Origin of the sequence: Gordonia otitidis NBRC 100426 (genome assembly GCF_000248075.1) — a bacterium.
Classification (GTDB): domain Bacteria; phylum Actinomycetota; class Actinomycetes; order Mycobacteriales; family Mycobacteriaceae; genus Gordonia; species Gordonia otitidis.
The window spans coordinates 1-18362 of the sequence record NZ_BAFB01000007.1; the positions used below are offsets into that span (position 1 = coordinate 1).

Annotated in this window: 17 protein-coding genes; 6 read left to right on the plus strand and 11 right to left on the minus strand. The window is 65.8% G+C overall.

Translation table 11 applies throughout. The features are described 5' to 3' along the window. Positions 1-491, plus strand: a 491-nt coding sequence (locus GOOTI_RS01135) for an arylamine N-acetyltransferase (protein WP_007236709.1), incomplete at its 5' end; no start/stop codon positions are given. On the opposite strand, the gene GOOTI_RS01140 is transcribed toward GOOTI_RS01135, so the two are convergent. Continuing rightward, a complete protein-coding gene (locus GOOTI_RS01140) occupies positions 449-1678 on the minus strand; it encodes a 4-hydroxybenzoate 3-monooxygenase (RefSeq protein WP_007236710.1) in 1230 nt (409 codons plus the stop codon). The two genes, GOOTI_RS01135 and GOOTI_RS01140, sit on opposite strands and share 43 nt — an antisense overlap. Positions 1679-1923: 245 nt before the next feature. Here GOOTI_RS01140 and GOOTI_RS01145 point away from each other — a divergent pair, with 245 nt between their 5' ends. Next, on the plus strand, positions 1924-2721 hold the full coding sequence (locus tag GOOTI_RS01145; protein ID WP_083835819.1) for a glycosyltransferase family 2 protein: 798 nt from the start codon (positions 1924-1926) through the stop codon (positions 2719-2721). 36 nt (positions 2722-2757) lie between these two features. On the opposite strand, the gene GOOTI_RS01150 is transcribed toward GOOTI_RS01145, so the two are convergent. The 6 genes from GOOTI_RS01150 to GOOTI_RS01175 are packed head-to-tail and all read right to left on the minus strand — an operon-like array spanning position 2758 to position 10089. Beyond that, a complete protein-coding gene (locus tag GOOTI_RS01150; RefSeq protein WP_007236712.1) occupies positions 2758-4962 on the minus strand; it encodes a hypothetical protein in 2205 nt (734 codons plus the stop codon). After that, positions 4959-6275 (minus strand): glycosyltransferase family 2 protein, encoded by a 1317-nt coding sequence (locus tag GOOTI_RS01155; protein WP_007236713.1) that lies wholly within the window; start codon positions 6273-6275, stop codon positions 4959-4961. Before GOOTI_RS01155 ends, GOOTI_RS01150 begins: the two co-directional genes overlap by 4 nt. Next, a complete protein-coding gene (locus tag GOOTI_RS01160) occupies positions 6272-7099 on the minus strand; it encodes a glycoside hydrolase family 16 protein (RefSeq protein WP_007236714.1) in 828 nt (275 codons plus the stop codon). The genes GOOTI_RS01155 and GOOTI_RS01160 overlap by 4 nt, the downstream gene beginning before the upstream one ends. After that, on the minus strand, positions 7096-7785 hold the full coding sequence (locus tag GOOTI_RS24600) for a DUF998 domain-containing protein (RefSeq protein WP_007236715.1): 690 nt from the start codon (positions 7783-7785) through the stop codon (positions 7096-7098). Before GOOTI_RS24600 ends, GOOTI_RS01160 begins: the two co-directional genes overlap by 4 nt. Then, complete coding sequence (locus tag GOOTI_RS01170) at positions 7782-8768, minus strand: glycosyltransferase family 2 protein (protein WP_007236716.1); 987 nt, start codon at positions 8766-8768, stop codon at positions 7782-7784. The genes GOOTI_RS24600 and GOOTI_RS01170 overlap by 4 nt, the downstream gene beginning before the upstream one ends. Positions 8769-8823: 55 nt before the next feature. Next, positions 8824-10089, minus strand: coding sequence for a hypothetical protein (locus GOOTI_RS01175; RefSeq protein ID WP_039993061.1), 1266 nt, complete (start codon positions 10087-10089; stop codon positions 8824-8826). A gap of 174 nt (positions 10090-10263) precedes the next feature. Between GOOTI_RS01175 and pstS the strand changes: the two genes are divergently transcribed. Genes pstS through pstB form a run of 4 tightly spaced genes read left to right on the plus strand, consistent with a single transcriptional unit; the run spans position 10264 to position 14249 of the window. Next, positions 10264-11385 (plus strand): phosphate ABC transporter substrate-binding protein PstS, encoded by a 1122-nt coding sequence (pstS, locus tag GOOTI_RS01180; RefSeq protein ID WP_039993063.1) that lies wholly within the window; start codon positions 10264-10266, stop codon positions 11383-11385. Positions 11386-11427: 42 nt separating this feature from the next. Further along, on the plus strand, positions 11428-12516 hold the full coding sequence (gene pstC, locus GOOTI_RS01185) for a phosphate ABC transporter permease subunit PstC (protein WP_007236719.1): 1089 nt from the start codon (positions 11428-11430) through the stop codon (positions 12514-12516). Next, positions 12513-13442, plus strand: a complete 930-nt coding sequence (gene pstA / locus GOOTI_RS01190; RefSeq protein ID WP_007236720.1) for a phosphate ABC transporter permease PstA — start codon at positions 12513-12515, stop codon at positions 13440-13442. The genes pstC and pstA overlap by 4 nt, the downstream gene beginning before the upstream one ends. 30 nt (positions 13443-13472) lie before the next feature. After that, complete coding sequence (pstB, locus tag GOOTI_RS01195) at positions 13473-14249, plus strand: phosphate ABC transporter ATP-binding protein PstB (protein WP_007236721.1); 777 nt, start codon at positions 13473-13475, stop codon at positions 14247-14249. 22 nt (positions 14250-14271) lie between these two features. On the opposite strand, the gene GOOTI_RS25945 is transcribed toward pstB, so the two are convergent. The 4 genes from GOOTI_RS25945 to GOOTI_RS01210 form a co-directional block, all read right to left on the minus strand. Further along, positions 14272-14421: a hypothetical protein gene (locus GOOTI_RS25945; protein ID WP_169315777.1), complete on the minus strand. Its 150-nt coding sequence runs from the start codon at positions 14419-14421 to the stop codon at positions 14272-14274. A 124-nt stretch (positions 14422-14545) separates the two neighbouring features. After that, positions 14546-15208: a phosphate signaling complex protein PhoU gene (gene phoU / locus GOOTI_RS01200; protein ID WP_039993068.1), complete on the minus strand. Its 663-nt coding sequence runs from the start codon at positions 15206-15208 to the stop codon at positions 14546-14548. A 78-nt stretch (positions 15209-15286) separates the two neighbouring features. Then, positions 15287-17551 carry an LCP family protein gene (locus GOOTI_RS01205; RefSeq protein WP_007236724.1) on the minus strand — a complete coding sequence of 755 codons (2265 nt, stop codon included), beginning with the start codon at positions 17549-17551 and terminating at the stop codon, positions 15287-15289. Between the two features lie 157 nt (positions 17552-17708). Continuing rightward, the coding region (locus GOOTI_RS01210; protein ID WP_007236725.1) for a tRNA-dihydrouridine synthase at positions 17709-18362 on the minus strand (654 nt) is incomplete at its 5' end.

Sequence of the window (18362 nt, forward strand, 5' to 3'; positions counted from 1 at the left end):
CGGGATTCGGTCTGCCACTCGGTCACATGGCCGTCGCCATCGGCACCGGTCACCGCGTCCATCTCGTCGACGTCGGCTTCGGTGGCGACATGGTCACCGCGGAGATAGACCTCGATGATCCACGGACGTGGGACGTGCGAAGTGCAGGCGGCGGCTACGTGCTCGACGGGGCGGTGCGACCACTCCACGAGTTCGCCGCGATGGCACGGTGGCACAGCACCGACCCGGCGTCGAGATTCACGGGATCGGTGATCTGCACACGTGACGACGGTGAGCGTCGCCACACCCTGACCGCACGCCCGGGAGAGCGCGGATACCGACTGGTGACCACCGGATCCGACGGAACGCGGGTGACCGAGCCGGTGACGATGAACGAATCGGTCGCCTTGTTGCGCAACGTGTTCGGAATACATCTCGATCATCCGGTGGCCGCCCGCGACACCGGGGCTCACGTGAACCGCCACGACGTCGGGAATGGCAGGCCTAGGTAGATCTCGCCGAGTGCGCGTTGCTCGTCGAGGGATGACGTCCACCGCAATAGGCGTGCGCGACGGAGTTCCCAGTCGAACGGGTCGTCGGAGAATTTGTGGAGGAGTGACGTGAGATTCCACGAGAACGACTGCGCCTGCCAGATCCTCGGCAGGGCGCGGGCGGTGTAGGCGTCGAGTTCTTCACGCTTGCCCGTCGCGTAGAAGGCGCCCAGTGCATGGGAGAGCACGCACGCGTCCGACACCGCAAGGTTGAGTCCCTTCGCGCCGGTGGGCGGGACGATGTGCGCGGCGTCGCCCAACAAGAACAACGAGCCGAGTTGCATGGGCTGGGTCACGACGCTACGCAGTGGGGCGAGGCTGCGGTCGATGATCTCACCGGTCTGCAACGGCGGATGGTCGTCGGCCGCGCTGCGCCGCGCGAGCTCGGTCCAGATCTGTTCGTCGGTGAAGTCCGTGAGTCGGGTGTCGGCGGGCACCTGCAGGTACTGTCTGCTCAATTGTGGTCCGCGCATGCTGTGTACGGACAGACCATCCGGGTGGGCGCAGTACATGCCTTCTTCGGTGACCGGGGTGGATCGCGCGAGAATCCCCAGCCAGGCAAAGGGATACGTGCGTTCGAGAGTCTCCGTGTACGGCGCGAGTGTGGCCCGGCCGACGCCGTGGAAACCGTCGCAGGCGGCGATGACGTCGGCGTCGACGCGGTGTCTGACGCCGTCGAGCATGTACTCGACAGATGGCGCGGTGCCGTCGAAATCGTGCAGTGACACCTCTTCGGCGCGGAAGACCGGCTCACGTCCCACGGCGCGGAGTCCGTCGATGAGATCGGCCACGATCTCGGCCTGGCCGTAGACGTATGCGTTGCGGCCGCTGAGCCGATGGAAGTCGAGATGATGGGTCGTGCGCTCGAGGCGGATATAGAAACCGTTGTGCACCAGAGCTTCACGGTGGAGACGGTCGGCGACACCGAGTTCGGTGAGGACGTCGACGGTCGAGTTCTCGATGACGCCCGCGCGGACTCGTGAACGTACGTGGTCCTCGGTCTGTCGCTCGAGTACCACGGCGTCGATGCCCTGACCGGCGAGCATGTGGGCCAACGTCAGGCCTGCGGGGCCAGCGCCGATGATCGCAACCTGGGTCCGCGTCGAATGTTGTGGCGCGTCAGATGTTCTCACGGTCCCCCTCCGCATCTCGTTCTGAGACGTCTGATCGTGTCGTCCGCTCGGATGATCGGTGGCAACTGTGAGCACGGTCGCAACGACAAGTTTTCTCTTCAGGTTTCGTAAGCCTACCCTTATCTAGTACGGTTGGGCGAGCCGGGCAACCGGAGTGCGGTCTGGTGCCGATACCGCGACGATGACCACGACCTCATACGAAGGGGAGATCGGTGACGGACACGTACAACGGGGATACTCCGCGCGCGGTAGACGATGAAATGACCGAATTCGAGCACGAATTCGAGCCGGAAGCGCCCGACGACCCGGGTTCGGACGCGCCTCAGGCGCCCACCGTGACCGTCGTCATCCCGGCGCGCAACGAGGCTCTGAACCTGCCCTACGTCGCCGAGCGGATGCCCGCTGTCGACCAGATCGTTGTTGTCGACGGGAACTCTGTCGACGACACGATGCGGGTCGCGCGCAGGCTCTGGCCAGACGCCGTGATCATCTCCCAGACCAGGGCGGGCAAGGGCAACGCACTCGCATGCGGTTTCGCTGCCGCGACGTGCGATATCATCGTGATGATCGACGCGGACGGCTCCACCGATCCTGCGGAGATCCCCCGATTCGTCGAAACACTGGTCGGCGGTGCAGATCTCGCGAAGGGAAGCCGCTTTTCCCATGGCGGTGGCAGTGATGACATCACGACGTTCCGCCGACTGGGCAACAAGGGGTTGAACTTCCTCGTCAACCGGATCTTCGGCACCACATTCGCCGACCTCTGCTACGGCTACAACGCCTTCTGGCGTCGGCACCTCGTGGTGCTCGACCTCCCCGACACCGCGCTCGTCGACCATCAGTGGGGTGACGGCTTCGAGATCGAGACGGTCATCAACGTGCGCATGGCACGCGGGGGCCTGTCCATCAGCGAGGTCGGCTCCCACGAGAGCTGCCGAATCCACGGGCGCAGCAACCTCAATGCCTTCAGTGACGGGTTCCGTGTCCTCCGCACCATCGAGTACGAGCGCCGAACACACCGGGCGGTGCGGCGCGCCCGGGTCGCCGACCCGGCCTAGGACGGGACAGCCCCCGCTTCCCGGCCACGAGTCCGCCTATCGGGGTGCGGCCGTCGGATCATGCTCGAGCACAAGGGTGTCGGAATTCTCGTAGATGGTCCGCCAACCCGGTGTCTGACGCATGATGTCCTCGAACTCGGCCGGCGCGCCAGGTCCGTACTCTCCGTAGTACTCGATGACCCGTCGCGACTGCGTCGTGAACGCGACGATTGTCGGCTTGTCGGTCTCGCCGACTTTCCATTCGAGCCAACCGAGCTGCTCCGGAGTTGGGAAAGTGCCACGGGTGTCAGCCAATTCGTACGACAACGGATAATCGAAGTAAGGATTGGCGAGCGTCAGCGGCGCGTAGTTGTCGTTGATCCGGGCGGGCAGTCCCGCCCCGTACAGCATGATGATGCGCGTGCCGGGCGGAGTGTTCGCGGTGATGCGGTCGATGGCGTTCACCTGCTCCCGCGTCTCTACCACCGTCGGCCACAGGGCGAAGTACGAATAGGCGCCGGCGAGTGCGGCCACGACGACGGCGACTGCAGCGGCCGCGGCGAGAAGACGACGTCGACCGTCCCGAAAACCGTCAAGAGCCGCAACGACATACGGTGCGACGAGCAACCCGCAGCCCAGCAGTGAGTACAGGTAGACGCGGAAGATTGCCTCACCCCCGTAACTCTGCCCGAGCAGGAGCGCGAGAGGAGAGAACGCCACGATCGCGCAGGCGATCACGTACGGACGTTTGTTCTTCCACCCGGCGACGGCGGCGAGACCAGCGAGGAGCAGGACGCCGGCAGACAGAGCCCGACAGACCAGCGAGGTGATCTCCTTGGCAGGCACCCCGGAAGCGGTGACGTTGCTGGTGGCATTGCTCACCGGATTGCCTCCCGAGAGGATTCCGTATGGTGCCACTGCGTCGAAGTTGAGGGCCAGGTATGCGCCCGCTATACCGATCATCACCGCCACCGCCCACCACGGTCGCATCTGTCGGAAGATGACGAGCGCGACGGCGGCGGCGAGCGCCCAGAACGGGGTGAGTTGATGTGTGGGAACGATCGCGGCGAAGGGGATGATGGCGAGAACGCCCATCTGCCGGTGGTGCCGTGAGGCGATCAGCATCGTCAGCAGCCCATAGGCGATGACCAGTGTCCACGCCTGTGGTGAGAAGTAGTCCTGAGCAACCCAGTTGACCATCTCGACGCAGAATGCCGCGGTGACCGCCACACGCCTCGATGCCCCGATGGTCCGTGATGCCGAGTACACGATGACCGCGATGAGCACGTGGATGACCGGCGCGAAGGCATGCGCGAGGGTCATGGGATCGAGGCCGGTGACGTCGGAGAACCAGGCCGTCGTGACGAAGAATGCCGGCCACTGGGCATAGATGTCGGTGCCGTTGGGCTGGATGAGGTCGTGTGCCAGCACGTACCGCACGACAGCGATGTGTTTGTAGGTCCATTCGTACAGCGGCACTTCGGTTCCGAGCCAGGTGGTACCGCGCTCGATCACGATCAGCGCGACCAGCGCCGCCACCGCGGTCGGCGTTCGACGCCGCGCGACAGCGATCACGAATGCTGTGGCGACGAGAACGACCGCGGGGATGAGTAGTGTGCCCGCGCCGGAGAAGAGTAGACCGAAGAAGCTGGCGTCGACGCCCGGAAGCCCGATCGACAACGCGACCACCCAGAGGATCACAGCGAGACCGAGGAAGACGACGGACACGTCGAATCCGATGCTGCGCAACGAACTCAGCGCGCGTGACGCGAGATCGGTGTGCCACTGACGTAGGGGCGGTGCCGAACGCGTGCGAACGTACGATGAGAGGCTGCTGCACAGAACTGCCAGACATCCGACGACCAGGATGGACGTGGGATGCCAGCGATACGACCACATCGCGCCGATGGCGACGATGGTCGTCACCGACATGCTGAGCGTGACGATGACGGCAGGAAGAACACGTCGTGGTACCTGCACCCAGGTGGCGATCGCCGCCCCGGGGCCGATGAACACGAACGCTGCGACGAGCAGCGCACGCACCGCGGTCGGCAACGGCACGAGACCGAGGAGGCCGAGCAGCGCTGAGATGAGCGCGACGTCGGACAGTCGATACGTGACCGCCTGTCTCCGTTCGGTCGCCGTCGTCGACGGCGCCGGTGAGTCGACGGCGTCGGTGCGTGCGCTCGATGCTTCTGAGTTCGATGCCGACCCGTTCGGAGTCGGTGCAGTCGGTGTCGGCGTCGCCGCTGTCGGTGTCATGTGCTCGCTCCGGTGTGTGTCCTGCGACGGCCGCCCGCGAGTAGCGGTGTCGCGTTCCTGCGCGTCCATCGACCTCGCGCAAGTGCCAGCGGACCGCGCAACACCGAGAACACCTCGACGCGGCCGACCGAGGCCGAGATGTCGACGAGGACGCTGTCGGGCGGACGGCAGACACCGCCGTAGGCAGCCGATGCGCGTGAGACCGCGCGAAAACGCCTGCGCAGTACGGAGAAGGCAAGTCGCCGGTGTGCGGCATCGCACGCGATCTTGGTCAACACGGCGCCGAGACCGGCGCCGTAACCTCGCGCCTGGGAGAGAAGGGCGTCGTTGTCGCTGCGATGTCGGTGCCAGACGATCGCCGACGGCTCGGACACCAGGCTGTACCCGGCTACGAGAACGCGGAGGAACATGTCGAGATCCTCGCCGCCCATCGTCTTCGTGCCTGCCCCCAGCGCCTCGTCGAACCCGCCGAGGCGCACGATGCGATCCCGGTGGACGGCGAAGTTCGCTCCGGTCCCGTAGATACCGACCTGGTACGGGAACAGCGGGACGTCCTCTGGCGGATCGTCCAGGGAGTACCGTCGTGCGGTGATGTTGTCGGCCCAGGAGACCCGCCAGTCGAAGTATGCCTGTGCGGGCGTGCGTAATTCGCCGCTGGGAACGAGTCCGCACACGCAGGCGACGTCGTCTGCGCGTGCGAAACCCGCCAGCAGGCCCGCGATCCAGCGGGGGTCGACCACCACATCGTCGTCGGTGAACGCGACTATCTCGTGAGAGGCCGCCACCAACCCTGTGTTCCGTGCGGCCGACAGACCGGGCACCGGTTCGGTGACCAGCCGCACACGCTCGTCACCGAACTGCTCGACGACCCGAGCGGTCGCGTCGGTCAGGGGTGCGTTGTCGACGACGATGATCTCGAGTGAGGGATGCGCAAGGCGCGCGAGCGATTCCAGGGCGAATCGCAGATCCGCAGGGCGCTCGCGCGTGCACACCACGATCGACACGGGTTGATCAGACACAGCGGGGATACTCGCCTGTGTCGCCGGTGGAATCGACACGGTCGCGAGCCCGTTCTGCAGCGGCGTCTCCGCGAAACGGACGGGCACACCGGAATCACGGATGAGTATCCGCGCACGGGTGTACCCCTCGGCGTCGACCGGACGACAGACGACGGTGTCGCCGACCGATCGTGTCGTGTGTGCGAGCTCTGCTGTGTCGAGTTGCCCGATCCAGGTCGCATCGGGCCATTGCGGTCCTCCCGTGCTGGGCATGACCGGGTGCAGTTCGACTGGCGCCGTGAACAAATCGGTCATGTGCCGGAGCTCCGTTCGGTTGTGGTCACCCGAATCCAATCGACCGTCATCGTGGCGGGGAAGGTGGTGTCGGCTGACGGCGGGCCGGGCCAGTCGCCTCCGACGGCGACGTTGAGGAGGACGTGGAAGGGGGCGTCGAACACCCATTGGGAGTCCGCGGCGAGATCGGACGGTGTCACGGAGAACAGCTCGCGGTCGTCGATACCGGTGACGATGTGACCGGGCGACTTGCGTATCCAGTAGGTGTGAAATGTGTCGGCGAGCGGGAAAGGTGCGGGACCCGAAGCCGAGAGATTCTGTCCGCGAGGGTCGGAGTCTGCAGGCGTGTGGATTCCGGTGTGGTAATCGGTTGCGGCGTTCAGTGTCTCGATCACGTCGATCTCTCCTGCGCGTGGCCAGCCGACCTCGTCGAGGGAGTCGCCGAGAAGCCAGAACGCCGGATGCAGTCCCTGACCGGACGGAAGCGAGATGCGCGCCGAGACGGTGCCGTAGAGCAGGGAGTACTTGCCGCGGGTGGTGAGGCGGGCCGAGGTGATCGTGTCGCCGTCGCGCCGCGCGGAGATCAGCAGATGGCCCTTGCCGTCGAGCCTCACGTTGTCCGTGCTGTCGGTGTAGACCTGCTGTTCTCCGTTGCCCCAGCCCCCACCTCCGGTCTCGGCCGTCCACACTCCGCCGATGGGGCCCGCTGGACCGTCGAATTCGTCGGAGACGACGTGCGTATCGGCGGTGTCCGTTGCGGGATCGGCGGTTCCGCGCGGTAGCGCGCATGCCGTGAGCGAGAGGGCGAGCATGCCGGTGACCGCGCACACGAGTTGGCGTTTCATCCGCTGGTCACCGGCGCGGGTTGGATCGGCTCTGCGCCCGCGGCGCCGCTCGACCGATCTCGGGGAGCGCGGACCCGTCCACTCGACACCCCGGCGACGACGACTGCCACGAGGATCGGGTAGACGATCAGTCGCTGGGTGCCGCCCGACCCGAACCATCCGGTGAGACCCGTTGCGTAGGAGATGAATGCGACCGTCGCGACGGTTCCGGCAAGCGCCGCGATCGCGCGGATACCCGGCGTCAAGCGTGTGGAACCGGAGAATCCGACCATCGCGATCCCGACCGACGCGAGGACGAAGAACGTCGTGAGTGCGGCGGAATGATGTTGATAGTCGGCCTTCTCGGTGATGATTCCGCTGACCGCCAGTCCGACCCCGGAAATCACCAACGCGCCGGCGTGGGGGAACGTGACGATGCGTCGTAGCGCCCAACTCGCCGCAACGGTCGAGATGGCGAGGCCGGTGAGAACCAGGCTCACATTCATCACGGGGTAGAGCGCACTGCAGGGCCAACGCCCCTGTGGTCCACAGAATTCGAGTCCCAGCGGCCCGAGCTGATCGGTCCGGTACGAGTAGTGACCACGCCACGTGGCCGACACCACCCATTCGGCGGCGAAGTACTGCAGCACGACCAACGCGGCGACCAGCGTGATGCGTGGGTCGGCGAGGAGTCGGAGGATTCTCATCTGACGGGACTCACTTCTCTGGAGGGCTCGCTGGAGTTCACAGGTGCGCCGCGTCGAAGCGCACCCACCGTACCGACGGCGAATCCGGCGCAGGTCGCGACCAGTCCGGCAACCAGTGCGCCGACGCGTGTCGGAGTTCGGCGTGAGCGCCAGATGCCCGCCGGGAGAGTGCGGGTCGCGTATCCGCGTTCGGCAGCCAGTGCCGCGTCGGTAGAGGTCAGTCGAGACAACGTCGCCTTGGACCGCCCTTCCTCGTAACACCGACGGGCAAAGTAGGAGAACCGGTCCCGGCCGGTGGAGACCGCGTGATGCACCAGGAAACCGGTGTCCCGAACGATCGTCGTACCCGGGAAGCGCTGGTAGAGGGCGATTCCCATCAGGGTTTCCTCGCAGCCCGCGGGTAGGTCGTTGCGACGTCCCAGGAGCGCGGAAAAGCCGCCGATCGCGTCGAGTCGATCACGACGCACGGCCATCGCCGCTCCGATCGGATTGCGGATCCGCGCGCCGTCGGCCGGAAGTCCGCGGTAGTCGCATCCGACGACCCATCCGAACTCATCTGGGAACCATGTCGGTTGTGGTACAAGCCAGTTCGCCTCGACTGCGCCACCGATGGCGCTGACGTCGTCGTCGGCGAACCTCGTCCGGATCGCTTCGAACGACCCAGGTGCGGGCTCGGCATCGTCGTCGATGAACACCAGGACGTCGCCGCGCGCTGTCGTCGAGCCGGTGTTGCGGGCCCCCGACAGGCCACGAGGTCCCGACGACGCGGTGACCCTGACAGCCGTGCCGTCGAGTCGCGCTTGCAGTGCTGCGAGCAGATCGTCGTTGTGATCGACAACGACGACAAGCTCGTCGCCGTCGCGCAGTTGGGCATGTGTCGCGGAGATGGACCTGTCGAGAAGCTCGGTGCGCGCGAAGGTGTAGCAGCAGATGATCGCCGACAGAGAGGGCGTGGCGGGGTGCTGCGGATGCGGGTGCGGCAACTTCGACTCCGGACGACATGCGGGGCGACGGACCCCGGTAGCCTAACCCATGGGATTAGGGAAGGCTAACCAAACCCCCCAGGGTCTGCGCCGGAAGGTCGGCGAGTGCGGCGGCGACCGCTTCCCTGGCGACGACATCAGGGCGGAAGGTGGCGGTCAGACACAGACTCCCAGCGGCCAACGTGCTGGTGACGGTCAGCCCGGTAGGAGCCGGAGGGTCGGCGACACCGATGACGAACGCCCGGTCGTCGTCGACGAAACGCCAGCGGCCGTCCCGCCCGGGAACCACTCCTCCCGACGAGTGCAGGAGGTCGACGGCGGCCTCTCCTGTCGGCGCGACTGATCGCTGGTCCGGGAGTCCGGAACGACCACGGTGTTGCTCGAGCCGCGACTTCAGGGCTGTCACAAGCAAATTCGCCACTGGCCGTCCCATCCTCGTCGCCGATGCGAGTTGGGCCTGCAGGGCCGCTGGTGGGGTATCGGGGAGGACGACGAAGTCGAGACCGGCCGCGAAGTTCGCCATCGTGCGCACGGTGCCCGGCAGGTAGGCCCTCGCGTCGAACGGCAGTGTGACCATCGGATTGACCCGCACTCCCGCGGCCGTCAGCGCACGCACCAGGGCGACGGTGTGAATGGTGAACATCCCGACACCGGGGGCATGTGCTCTCCGCGCCGCGCGCATCGACTCCACCACGTCGGCGCCGATCCTTACGAAGACACTCGTGGTCTCGCGTGGCGGATCGACCCGACCCATCTCGCAGGTCTGCGGCGCACGGTAGTCGCGGGACCGATGCATCCGCGCGAGCGCGACGATCCGTCGTGGATCGCACAGCGTCGCCGCACCGGCGATCGCCAATGCGCGCGTCGATGTGCGGTGCCGCGACGACGCGAGGTCCTCGTGATCGGCGACGCCGAGCAGGACGTCGACGATGGTGTTGAGCAGGGTGGTGTCGCCGAGTCCGTGGTCGTAGTCGATGGCCACGTGTTCGCCGCTGAGGATGACACGGAGCTGGTCTGACGGGAGCGTCGACAACGCGTCGAGCAGCGTTCGGGGTTCGTCGGTCGGGGGCACCGTGTGTACGGCGGAAGCGAGTGCACCGGGTGCGAAGAACCATCCACGACGGTTGGTCGACGGTTGCAGTCCGATTCGTGCCTGTGGGCCGATCTCGGCGAAGCGGAGGAGTCGAGCGGTCGCGGTGCCGGCGTCCGGGAGATCGAGTGGGCCGAGGACGATGGCACTGCGTCGAGCAGCGTGGTGCACGTCGATGGCCCCGCCGGTCACGGGGCGTGGCGTCTCGAGGTGGGGGGCCGGGCAGCTCATTACCGGAGACTTTAACAAAGCCTTACCTAATAAGAGTGGCTGCCTCGAATGTCCAATTCATCTTCCGTTCACCTTTGGTGTCCGGGCCGTCCACCAGCGCACCCTACTGTCAGTGCGACCGGGCAACGCCGCACGGCGGAACTGCCATGTTCTGATGCTGGAGGGAACCAGAAAGTGAAATTGAGTCGTACAGGAGCTGCTGTCGCCGTGATGGCGGCCAGTTCCGCCCTCGTTCTCGGTGCGTGTAGCAGCAACGCGGACAAGGGGGGCACCAGCGCGGCGCCCGCATCCGCGGTGACCGACATCAAGTGTGAGGGCAAGCAGTCGCTCAAGGCGAGCGGTTCCACAGCCCAGGCCAACGCCATGAAGATCTTCTCCACGTCGTTCGCGAAGACCTGCCCGGGTCACGAACTCGCCTACGGCGGCGGCGGTTCGGGTCAGGGCGTGTCCGACTTCACCCAGAACCTCACCGACTTCGGCGGCTCCGACTCGCCGCTCAAGGGTGACGAGATCCAGAAGGCCGCGCAGCGTTGCGGTTCCGAGGCGTGGCAGCTGCCGCTCGTCTTCGGACCGATCGCCGTGACCTACAACATCGACGGAGTCGACGACCTCGCGCTCTCCGGTCCGACGCTGTCCAAGATCTTCAGCGGTGAGGCCAAGACCTGGAACGATCCTGCGATCGCCGCCGACAACCCGGGCAAGACCCTGCCCGCCACCCCGATCAGCGTGATCTACCGCGCCGACCAGTCGGGAACGACCGACAACTTCCAGAAGTACCTGACCGCCGCGGGTGGCTGGACCAAGGGCGCGGGCAAGACCTTCAACGGTGGTGTCGGCGAAGGTAAGCAGGGCAACCCCGGTGTCGGTTCCGCAGTGAAACCGACTCCCGGCTCGATCGCCTACGTCGAGTGGGCGTACGCACAGTCCAACAAGCTGTCAATGGCCAAGATCATCACCGACCAGGACAAGAGTGGTGTCGCGCTGAACGCCGAGACCGGCGGTAAGACCATCGAATCGGCGAAGCTCAAGAACGGTCCCGAGAACCACAACATGGTCATCGACACCGAATCGTTCTACAAGCCGACCACCGCGGGCGCCTACCCGATCGTTCTGGCAACATATTCGATCGTGTGCTCGAAGTACGCCGATACTTCGGTAGGACAGGGAGTCAAGACGTTCCTGTCGGTCGCATCTGCACCTCAAAACCAGGGCCAGGACCTGATCAACGCGGGCTACATCCCGCTACCGAGCGACTTCCAGCAGAAGCTGACGTCGTCGATCAACGCCCTGCAGTAGTAGCAACACACGAAGATCACCGACTGAGAAGCGATATGAGTTATGTCTGTGGATGACACCACCGGTGTGGGCCGGGGGAAGGCGGAGACCCCGCCCGAACCCGGCGCGCAGCCCCCTGAATCGCCCGAGCAGTTGCCCGCCGACTCCGACGAGCAACTCGACGAGCAGATCCACCCGGGCCTGCGCAGTCACCGCGGTGCCATGGGCGACCGCATCTTCTCCTATCTCGCCCGGGGTACGGGCTTCTTCGTCGTCGTCCTCGTCGCCGGTATCGGCATTGCGCTGATCATCAATGCCATACCGGCGATGGTGGCGAATCACGGCAACTTCATCTTCTCCTCCGACTGGGACGTCAGTTCGTCGAACTTCGACAACGACACCGTGCGGTTCGGTATCTGGGAGTTGTTCCGTGCGACGGTGCTGACCTCGCTGTTCGCCCTGGTCATCGCCACGCCGATCGCCATCGGGATCGCGGTGTTCCTGGTGGAGTACGCACCTCGACAGATCGCCCGACCGCTCGCAGCAGTGATCGACCTGCTCGCCGCGGTGCCGTCGATCATTTTCGGGCTCTGGGGCATCTACATCCTCGCTCCCGTCATCGCACCGGTCGCCGGATGGCTGAACGACGTCCTGGGTTGGTTCTTCCTGTTCTCCGCCGGGAGCACGTCGGTGCGCGGTGGAGGCACGATCTTCACCGCCGGAGTCGTGCTCGCGATCATGATGCTGCCGATCATCACGTCCATCACCCGAGAGGTGCTGCGGCAGACGCCACCGGGGCAGAAAGAAGCCGCTCTCGCGCTCGGCGCGACCAAATGGGAGGTCATCCGGATGACGTCCTTCCCGTACGGTCGCTCCGGCATGATCGCCGCGGCGATGCTCGCCCTCGGTCGTGCTCTCGGCGAGACGATCGCGGTGATGATCATCCTGAGTGCGGCGGTCGGTCGTCTCAAATGGTCGCTGTTCGAGGGTGGCGACACGTTCGCGTCGAAGATCGCTCGTGACGTCGGCGAGTTCGTCGGTAGCCAGGACACGCAGAGCGCCTACATCGCCGCCGGACTGGTGCTCTTCCTCCTGACGTTCGTGGTGAACGCGATCGCCCGCGTGGTCGCAGGCGGAAAGGTCAACGGATGAGCATCGCACTGGACAAAGGCGCGGGCGGCGGACCCGTCAAACAGCACCCGTCCGCGTTCCGAGAGATCTCACTGAGCCGTCGAATCCGGAACAACGGAGCGCGCATCGCCTTCTTCGCCTGCTTCGCCCTCGGCGTGATCCCGCTGGTGTGGTTGCTGTGGACCGTGATCTCCAACGGCGCGAGTGCCATCACCGATCCGCACTGGTGGTTCGGTGATGCGTATGCGGTGGACACGACGACCGACTACGGCGCGGGTATCGCCCCGGCGATCGTCGGCTCGGTCATCCAGGCGCTCGTCGCGACGATCATCTCCGTCCCGATCGCGGTGCTCACCGCGGTCCTCCTCGTCGAGTATCCGACGTCGAAGCTGGTCAAACCCGTCAGCTTCATGGTCGACATCCTCGCCGGCGTTCCGTCGATCGTGGCCACTCTGTTCATCTTCACGGTGTTCGTCATCGGACTCTCCATGGGACAGAGCGCGTTCATGGTGAGTCTCGCGCTGATCCTGCTGATGGTCCCGATTGTCGTGCGGTCGTCGGAGGAGATGCTCAAACTGGTTCCCGACGAACTGCGCGAAGCGTCGTACGCGCTCGGCATCCCGAAGTGGAAGACGATCATGCGCGTCGTGATACCGACCGCGCTGTCGGGCATGCTCAGCGGCATCTTCCTGGCGATCGCGCGCATCATGGGCGAGACGGCCCCGGTGCTGATCCTCGCGGGTCCGGCGAGTTCACTCGTCAAGACCAATCCGTTCGAGGGTGGCATGAACTCGCTGCCGCTGTTCATCAAGGACATGTGGGCGGCCAGCCAGCCGGCGTCGTCGTTCTACTACTGGGGCGCGGCTCTCACGCTGATCATCATCATCGCCGTTCTCAACATCATCGCGGCCCTGCTCGCGAAGTACCTGGCGCCCAAATCCAGGTGACGCCCCCCACCAGCACGAGAAAGTAGTGCCATGGCCAAGCGCCTCGACATCAAAGATCTGAATATCTACTACGGCAAGTTCCACGCGGTGAAGGACGTGACGCTCGCCGTCCCGCCGCACAGCATCACGGCTTTCATCGGCCCGTCGGGCTGTGGCAAGTCGACGGTCCTGCGCACGCTCAACCGCATGCACGAGGAGATCCCCGGCGCATACGCGGTGGGCAGCGTGATGCTCGACGGCGAGGACATCTACGCCAAAGAGGTCAACCCGACCAGCGTCCGCACGACGATCGGTATGGTCTTCCAGCGCCCCAATCCGTTTCCGACGATGTCGATACGCGACAACGTCGTCGCGGGTCTGCGGCTGCAGGGCATCCGCAACAAGAAGCAGCTCAACGAGGTTGCCGAGCGCAGCCTGCGCGGTGCCAACCTGTGGGAAGAGGTCAAGGACCGTCTCGACAAGCCCGGCGGCGGACTGTCGGGTGGCCAGCAGCAGCGACTGTGCATCGCGCGTGCCATCGCGGTGTCGCCCGACGTCCTGTTGATGGACGAGCCGTGTTCCGCGCTCGACCCGATCTCGACACTGGCGATCGAGGATCTGATGGGTGAGCTCAAGAAGGATTTCACCATCGTCATCGTCACGCACAACATGCAGCAGGCGGCGCGTGTCAGCGACCAGACCGCGTTCTTCAATCTCGAGGGCGTCGGACAACCGGGTCAGCTGGTGGAGATCGGCGACACCGAGACGATCTTCACGCACCCCACCAAGCGTGAGACCGAGGACTACATCTCCGGTCGCTTCGGCTGAGTGCGAGCCGTGTGGCGCGGGCTCACATGTTGAGCAACAGGATGATTAGAAGCGCCAACAGCGACAGCGTCACCCCGACGTAGACGAACAGCTGCCGCCGACCGAAGTGTCGCTCGGCCTCGTCGTCGGGTACGGCGTTGAAATCGGGTTCCGCCGGATAGTGCACGCCCATGGCGACCAACCCTAGACCGCCCGACCGTCAGCCGTGAAGTCAGGCGCAGCTCATCAACGCAAAACGTCGGCGGATCACAACCCGAGTCCGGGTGTGATCCGCCGACGTCGTTGCGTCGAGTGTGTCAGGAAGCGTCTTGGAACTGCTCGGGTGTCTGGCCCGTGGCCTGGAACACGACGCGGCGACCGATCAGGACGGCGTGGTCGGCGAAGCGCTCGTAATAGCGGCCGAGCAGGGTGACATCGACGGCTGCGGCGACGCCGTGCTCCCAGTCGCGATCCATGAGGACCGTGAACAGATGACGGTGCAGGTCGTCCATCGCGTCGTCGTCCTCCTGCAGACGCGCTGCGGCCTCGGGATCCTGGGTGTCGAGAACCTCGCGGGCATTGGCAGCCAACGCGACAGCGAGCCGGCCCATCTCCGCGAAGTATCCGTTGACCTCTTCGGGCAGTGCCTTGGCCGGATGGCGACGCCGGGCAACCTTGGCGACGTGCAATGCGAGCGCACCCATACGGTCGACGTCGGCGACGATCTGAAATCCACTGACGACACCGCGTAGGTCGCCGGCGACGGGGGCCTGCAGCGCGAGAAGCGCGAATGCCTGCTCTTCGGCGCGCGCGGACAACTCGGACAATCGGTCGTTCTCTGACAGCACTTCCTCGGCGATGGCGAGATCGGCCTGTAGCAGGGCCTGGGTGGCTCGGTCCATGGCTGAACCCGCCAGATCGCACATTTCGCCGAGCACCGCATTGAGTGAATGCAGCTGTTCTTGATACGCGGTACGCATGTACTCAAGGGTACTGTGCGTGCGCCAGATCACCGTCTCGAGCGTGGTGAACACACCGTGAACGCCCGGTGAGGGTTGTCAGGAGCAGGTGGTGTCGCCTGCGTTGGTCACGGCGAGATCGTTGGGCAGGTTGCTGGTGTTGGTCGCCGCGGGCAGCTGCTCGGCCGAGAGAGTCTGGCCTACTGCGGGGACGGTCCCGACGCTCCCGCTGAAGTCGCTGCCGAGAATCACCTCGACACCGGACTTGACGGTCTTGTCGCTCTGGATCTTCGCGCCGGGGAACATCGCTGCCAGGGTCGCTGCCGAATCCTGTTCGCCGGGGCCGTATCGCACGACGGTGTCGCTGCGGTTCTCGGACGCGTCGGCGACGCCGCGGACGTCGAACCCCTGCGCGGTCAACTGGTCGGAGGCGTCGGAGGCCTGGCCGGCCCTGCCCGTGCCGTTGAGCACGCGAACTCCGACGTTGCCGGGGTTCTGCGCGGTCGCCGAGACCGCGGTCGGCGTCTCCGACGTACTGGTCGTCGTGGCGCCTGCGGCAGTGGTCTGCTTCTTCGACGAGCTGCCGCCCGACTTCTTCTTCGCGGCCTGCTCGCCGGGGAGCGGCTGGTCGTCGATGATCGCATTGAAGATCGCATTGATGTCGTCGGTGCGGGGGATCTCGTTGTTCGACCCGTCCGTGGCGGTACCCGACGTCGGGATGGTCAGGAACGTCACACGGCCCGCTTCGATGCCCTGCATCGAGTCGGCGAGTTTGAGCAGCGACTGGGTGTCGACGCCGTCGACGTAGCTGTACTGGATGAAGGTGTTGACGATGCTGTTGAGTTTCGACGGATTCGACAGGACGTTGCCCGAGAGCGTCGACCGCAGCAGCGACGACATGAACAGCTGTTGGCGTTTGATGCGGCCGTAGTCGCCATTGCCCTCTGTCGACACGGTGCGGGCCCGCACGTAGTTGAGTGCCTTGCGACCGGTGATCGTCTGCTTGCCCGGCTTGGACAGGATCTGACCGAGTTCGTAGTCGTAGAGCGGGGTGGTCGAACAGACCTCGACGCCGCCGACCGCGCGCACCACCTTCTCGAATCCGTAGAAGTCCATGCCGATGAAGTGGTTGATGTTCAAACCACTCATCTCGGTGATGACCTTCACGAGGCACTTGGGTCCGCCGTCGGCGTAGACACTGTTGAGTTTGACCTGGTCGGCACCGGGGAGATCGGCTGTGTAGGTGCCGGAGCTGTTGTCCCACTGCTGGCAGTCGGGGCGATTGACCTGCAGATCGCGCGGGAACGAGACCGCGACGACGCGGCTGCGGTTGGCGGGGATGTTGACCAGGATCACCGTGTCAGAGCGGGCACCCTCGGCGTCGGCGGTGGTACCTGCGCCGACCTTGCCGTTGTTGCCGCTGCGGGTGTCGGTGCCGACGATCAGATAGTTCTCGTCGCCGTACTGCGCGTCCTTGTTGCGAATGTTCGCGTCGTCGGGATCGACCGCGGCGATGGTCCGCCAGTTGCCGTTCCACGACTTCAGGTAGCCCCAGACGAAGCCGGTGCCGACCAATGCCATGACGCAGGCGATGGCGACGAGGATGCGGCCCGTGAACGTCGCGTTCTGCCGCAGGGAGCGTTCGCGGCGTCGTCGTCCCACACGTTGCGGTCGCGAACGTAGTGCGATCGTCTCGGTGAGATCGGGTGTCGGCTCGAGCGGCGGGCCGTCGGGCGCCCCGTCGGAGTCGGGGATCGGGGTGGCGGCAGGAGGCGGCGCCGCAGCGGTGGGCGTCGGGGCCGACGTCGGCTCGGCGGTCGTCGAGCCGGGGGCTGGGTCCTTGTCGCCGGCGGGGGACGTCGATTCGACATGAGACCCCTGGGCCCGTGACTCCTCGACGACGCGCTCGGTGGTCGCCTTGTCGCTGAGGTCGACGACCGGCTCCGGTGTAGCACCGACGATCGGGATCTTGCGCGTGACCTCGCCTGCTCCCGGCTGTTCGGGTGGCCGTGGCCGTGACCTGGGTTCGTCGGGGCGGGGGGCGTGATCGGAGGCGCCGCGTTGAGCCCGACGACGCCCCGGACGATGACCGGTGATGCGGGGGATGGCTTCGGTGGGCGACGAGTCGTCGACCGACTGTCCGGGCCGCGCATCCGGGTCTGCGTTCATCTGCTCCATGAGCTCGCGGACGGTCATCCGACTGCGCCCGCGGACGTAGCGGTCGGTGGAGCGTGGCTCGCGAAGCCTGCCGTACGTGGGGTCGTTACGGTCGGGGCTGCCGGAAGAAGAGGAATCGTTCGTCGGCCGTGCGCCGCCCCGGTCGCCCGGCTCGTCGCCGTGCGGCTTGGGTGTCCAACGACTCACGTGACAAATCCTCGTACCCCGGTGTGGACGCTGCCGCCCGTCGGGGCTGAACGCTGCGGCGCGCAGGAAGAACTGAGATCCCCCGGTGCGGGACCTTCGGACATAGTACTGACCGGTCCTGAGAAGAACCCGCTGAGTGCGGTTCGACGCACCGGCGCTAACCGCCGGAGTGCATCACCTCTGCGCCCGCGGGGACGACGTCCTCGTCGGGGTCGTCGAGCCAACCGTCGGGCAGCGCGACCTTGGCGGGTGATCCCTGGCGGCCGCGCGGACCGTGCCCGTCGTCGGGGAACGGTGTGTCAGCGGGCAGGGAACCGACCAGTTCGCGCAATTCGTCGAGCGTCGACACGAGTGACATGCGCGAACGGATCTCCGACCCGGCGGGGAATCCACGCAGATACCAGGCGACGTGCTTGCGCATCTCGCGCATGCCCTTGTCCTCGCCGTGGTGGTCGGCGAGCAATTCGCCGTGCCTGACGATGATCTGTGCGACTTCACCGAGATTCGGTGCGGCGGGTGCGGGCAGTCCGTTGAGTTCCGCGGCGAGTTCGGCGAAGAGCCATGGCCTGCCTAGGCAACCGCGTCCGACGACGACTCCGTCGCACCCCGTCTGCGCCATCATGGCCACGGCGTCACGCGGTTCGAAGATGTCACCGTTGCCGAGGACCGGGACGTCGGTGACGTGATCCTTCAGGCGTGCGATCTCAGACCAGTCCGCCTCGCCGGAATAGCGCTGCGACGCTGTGCGGGCATGGAGCGCAACGGCTTTCGCGCCCTCGCCCACGGCGATGCGGCCGGCGTCGAGGTGGGT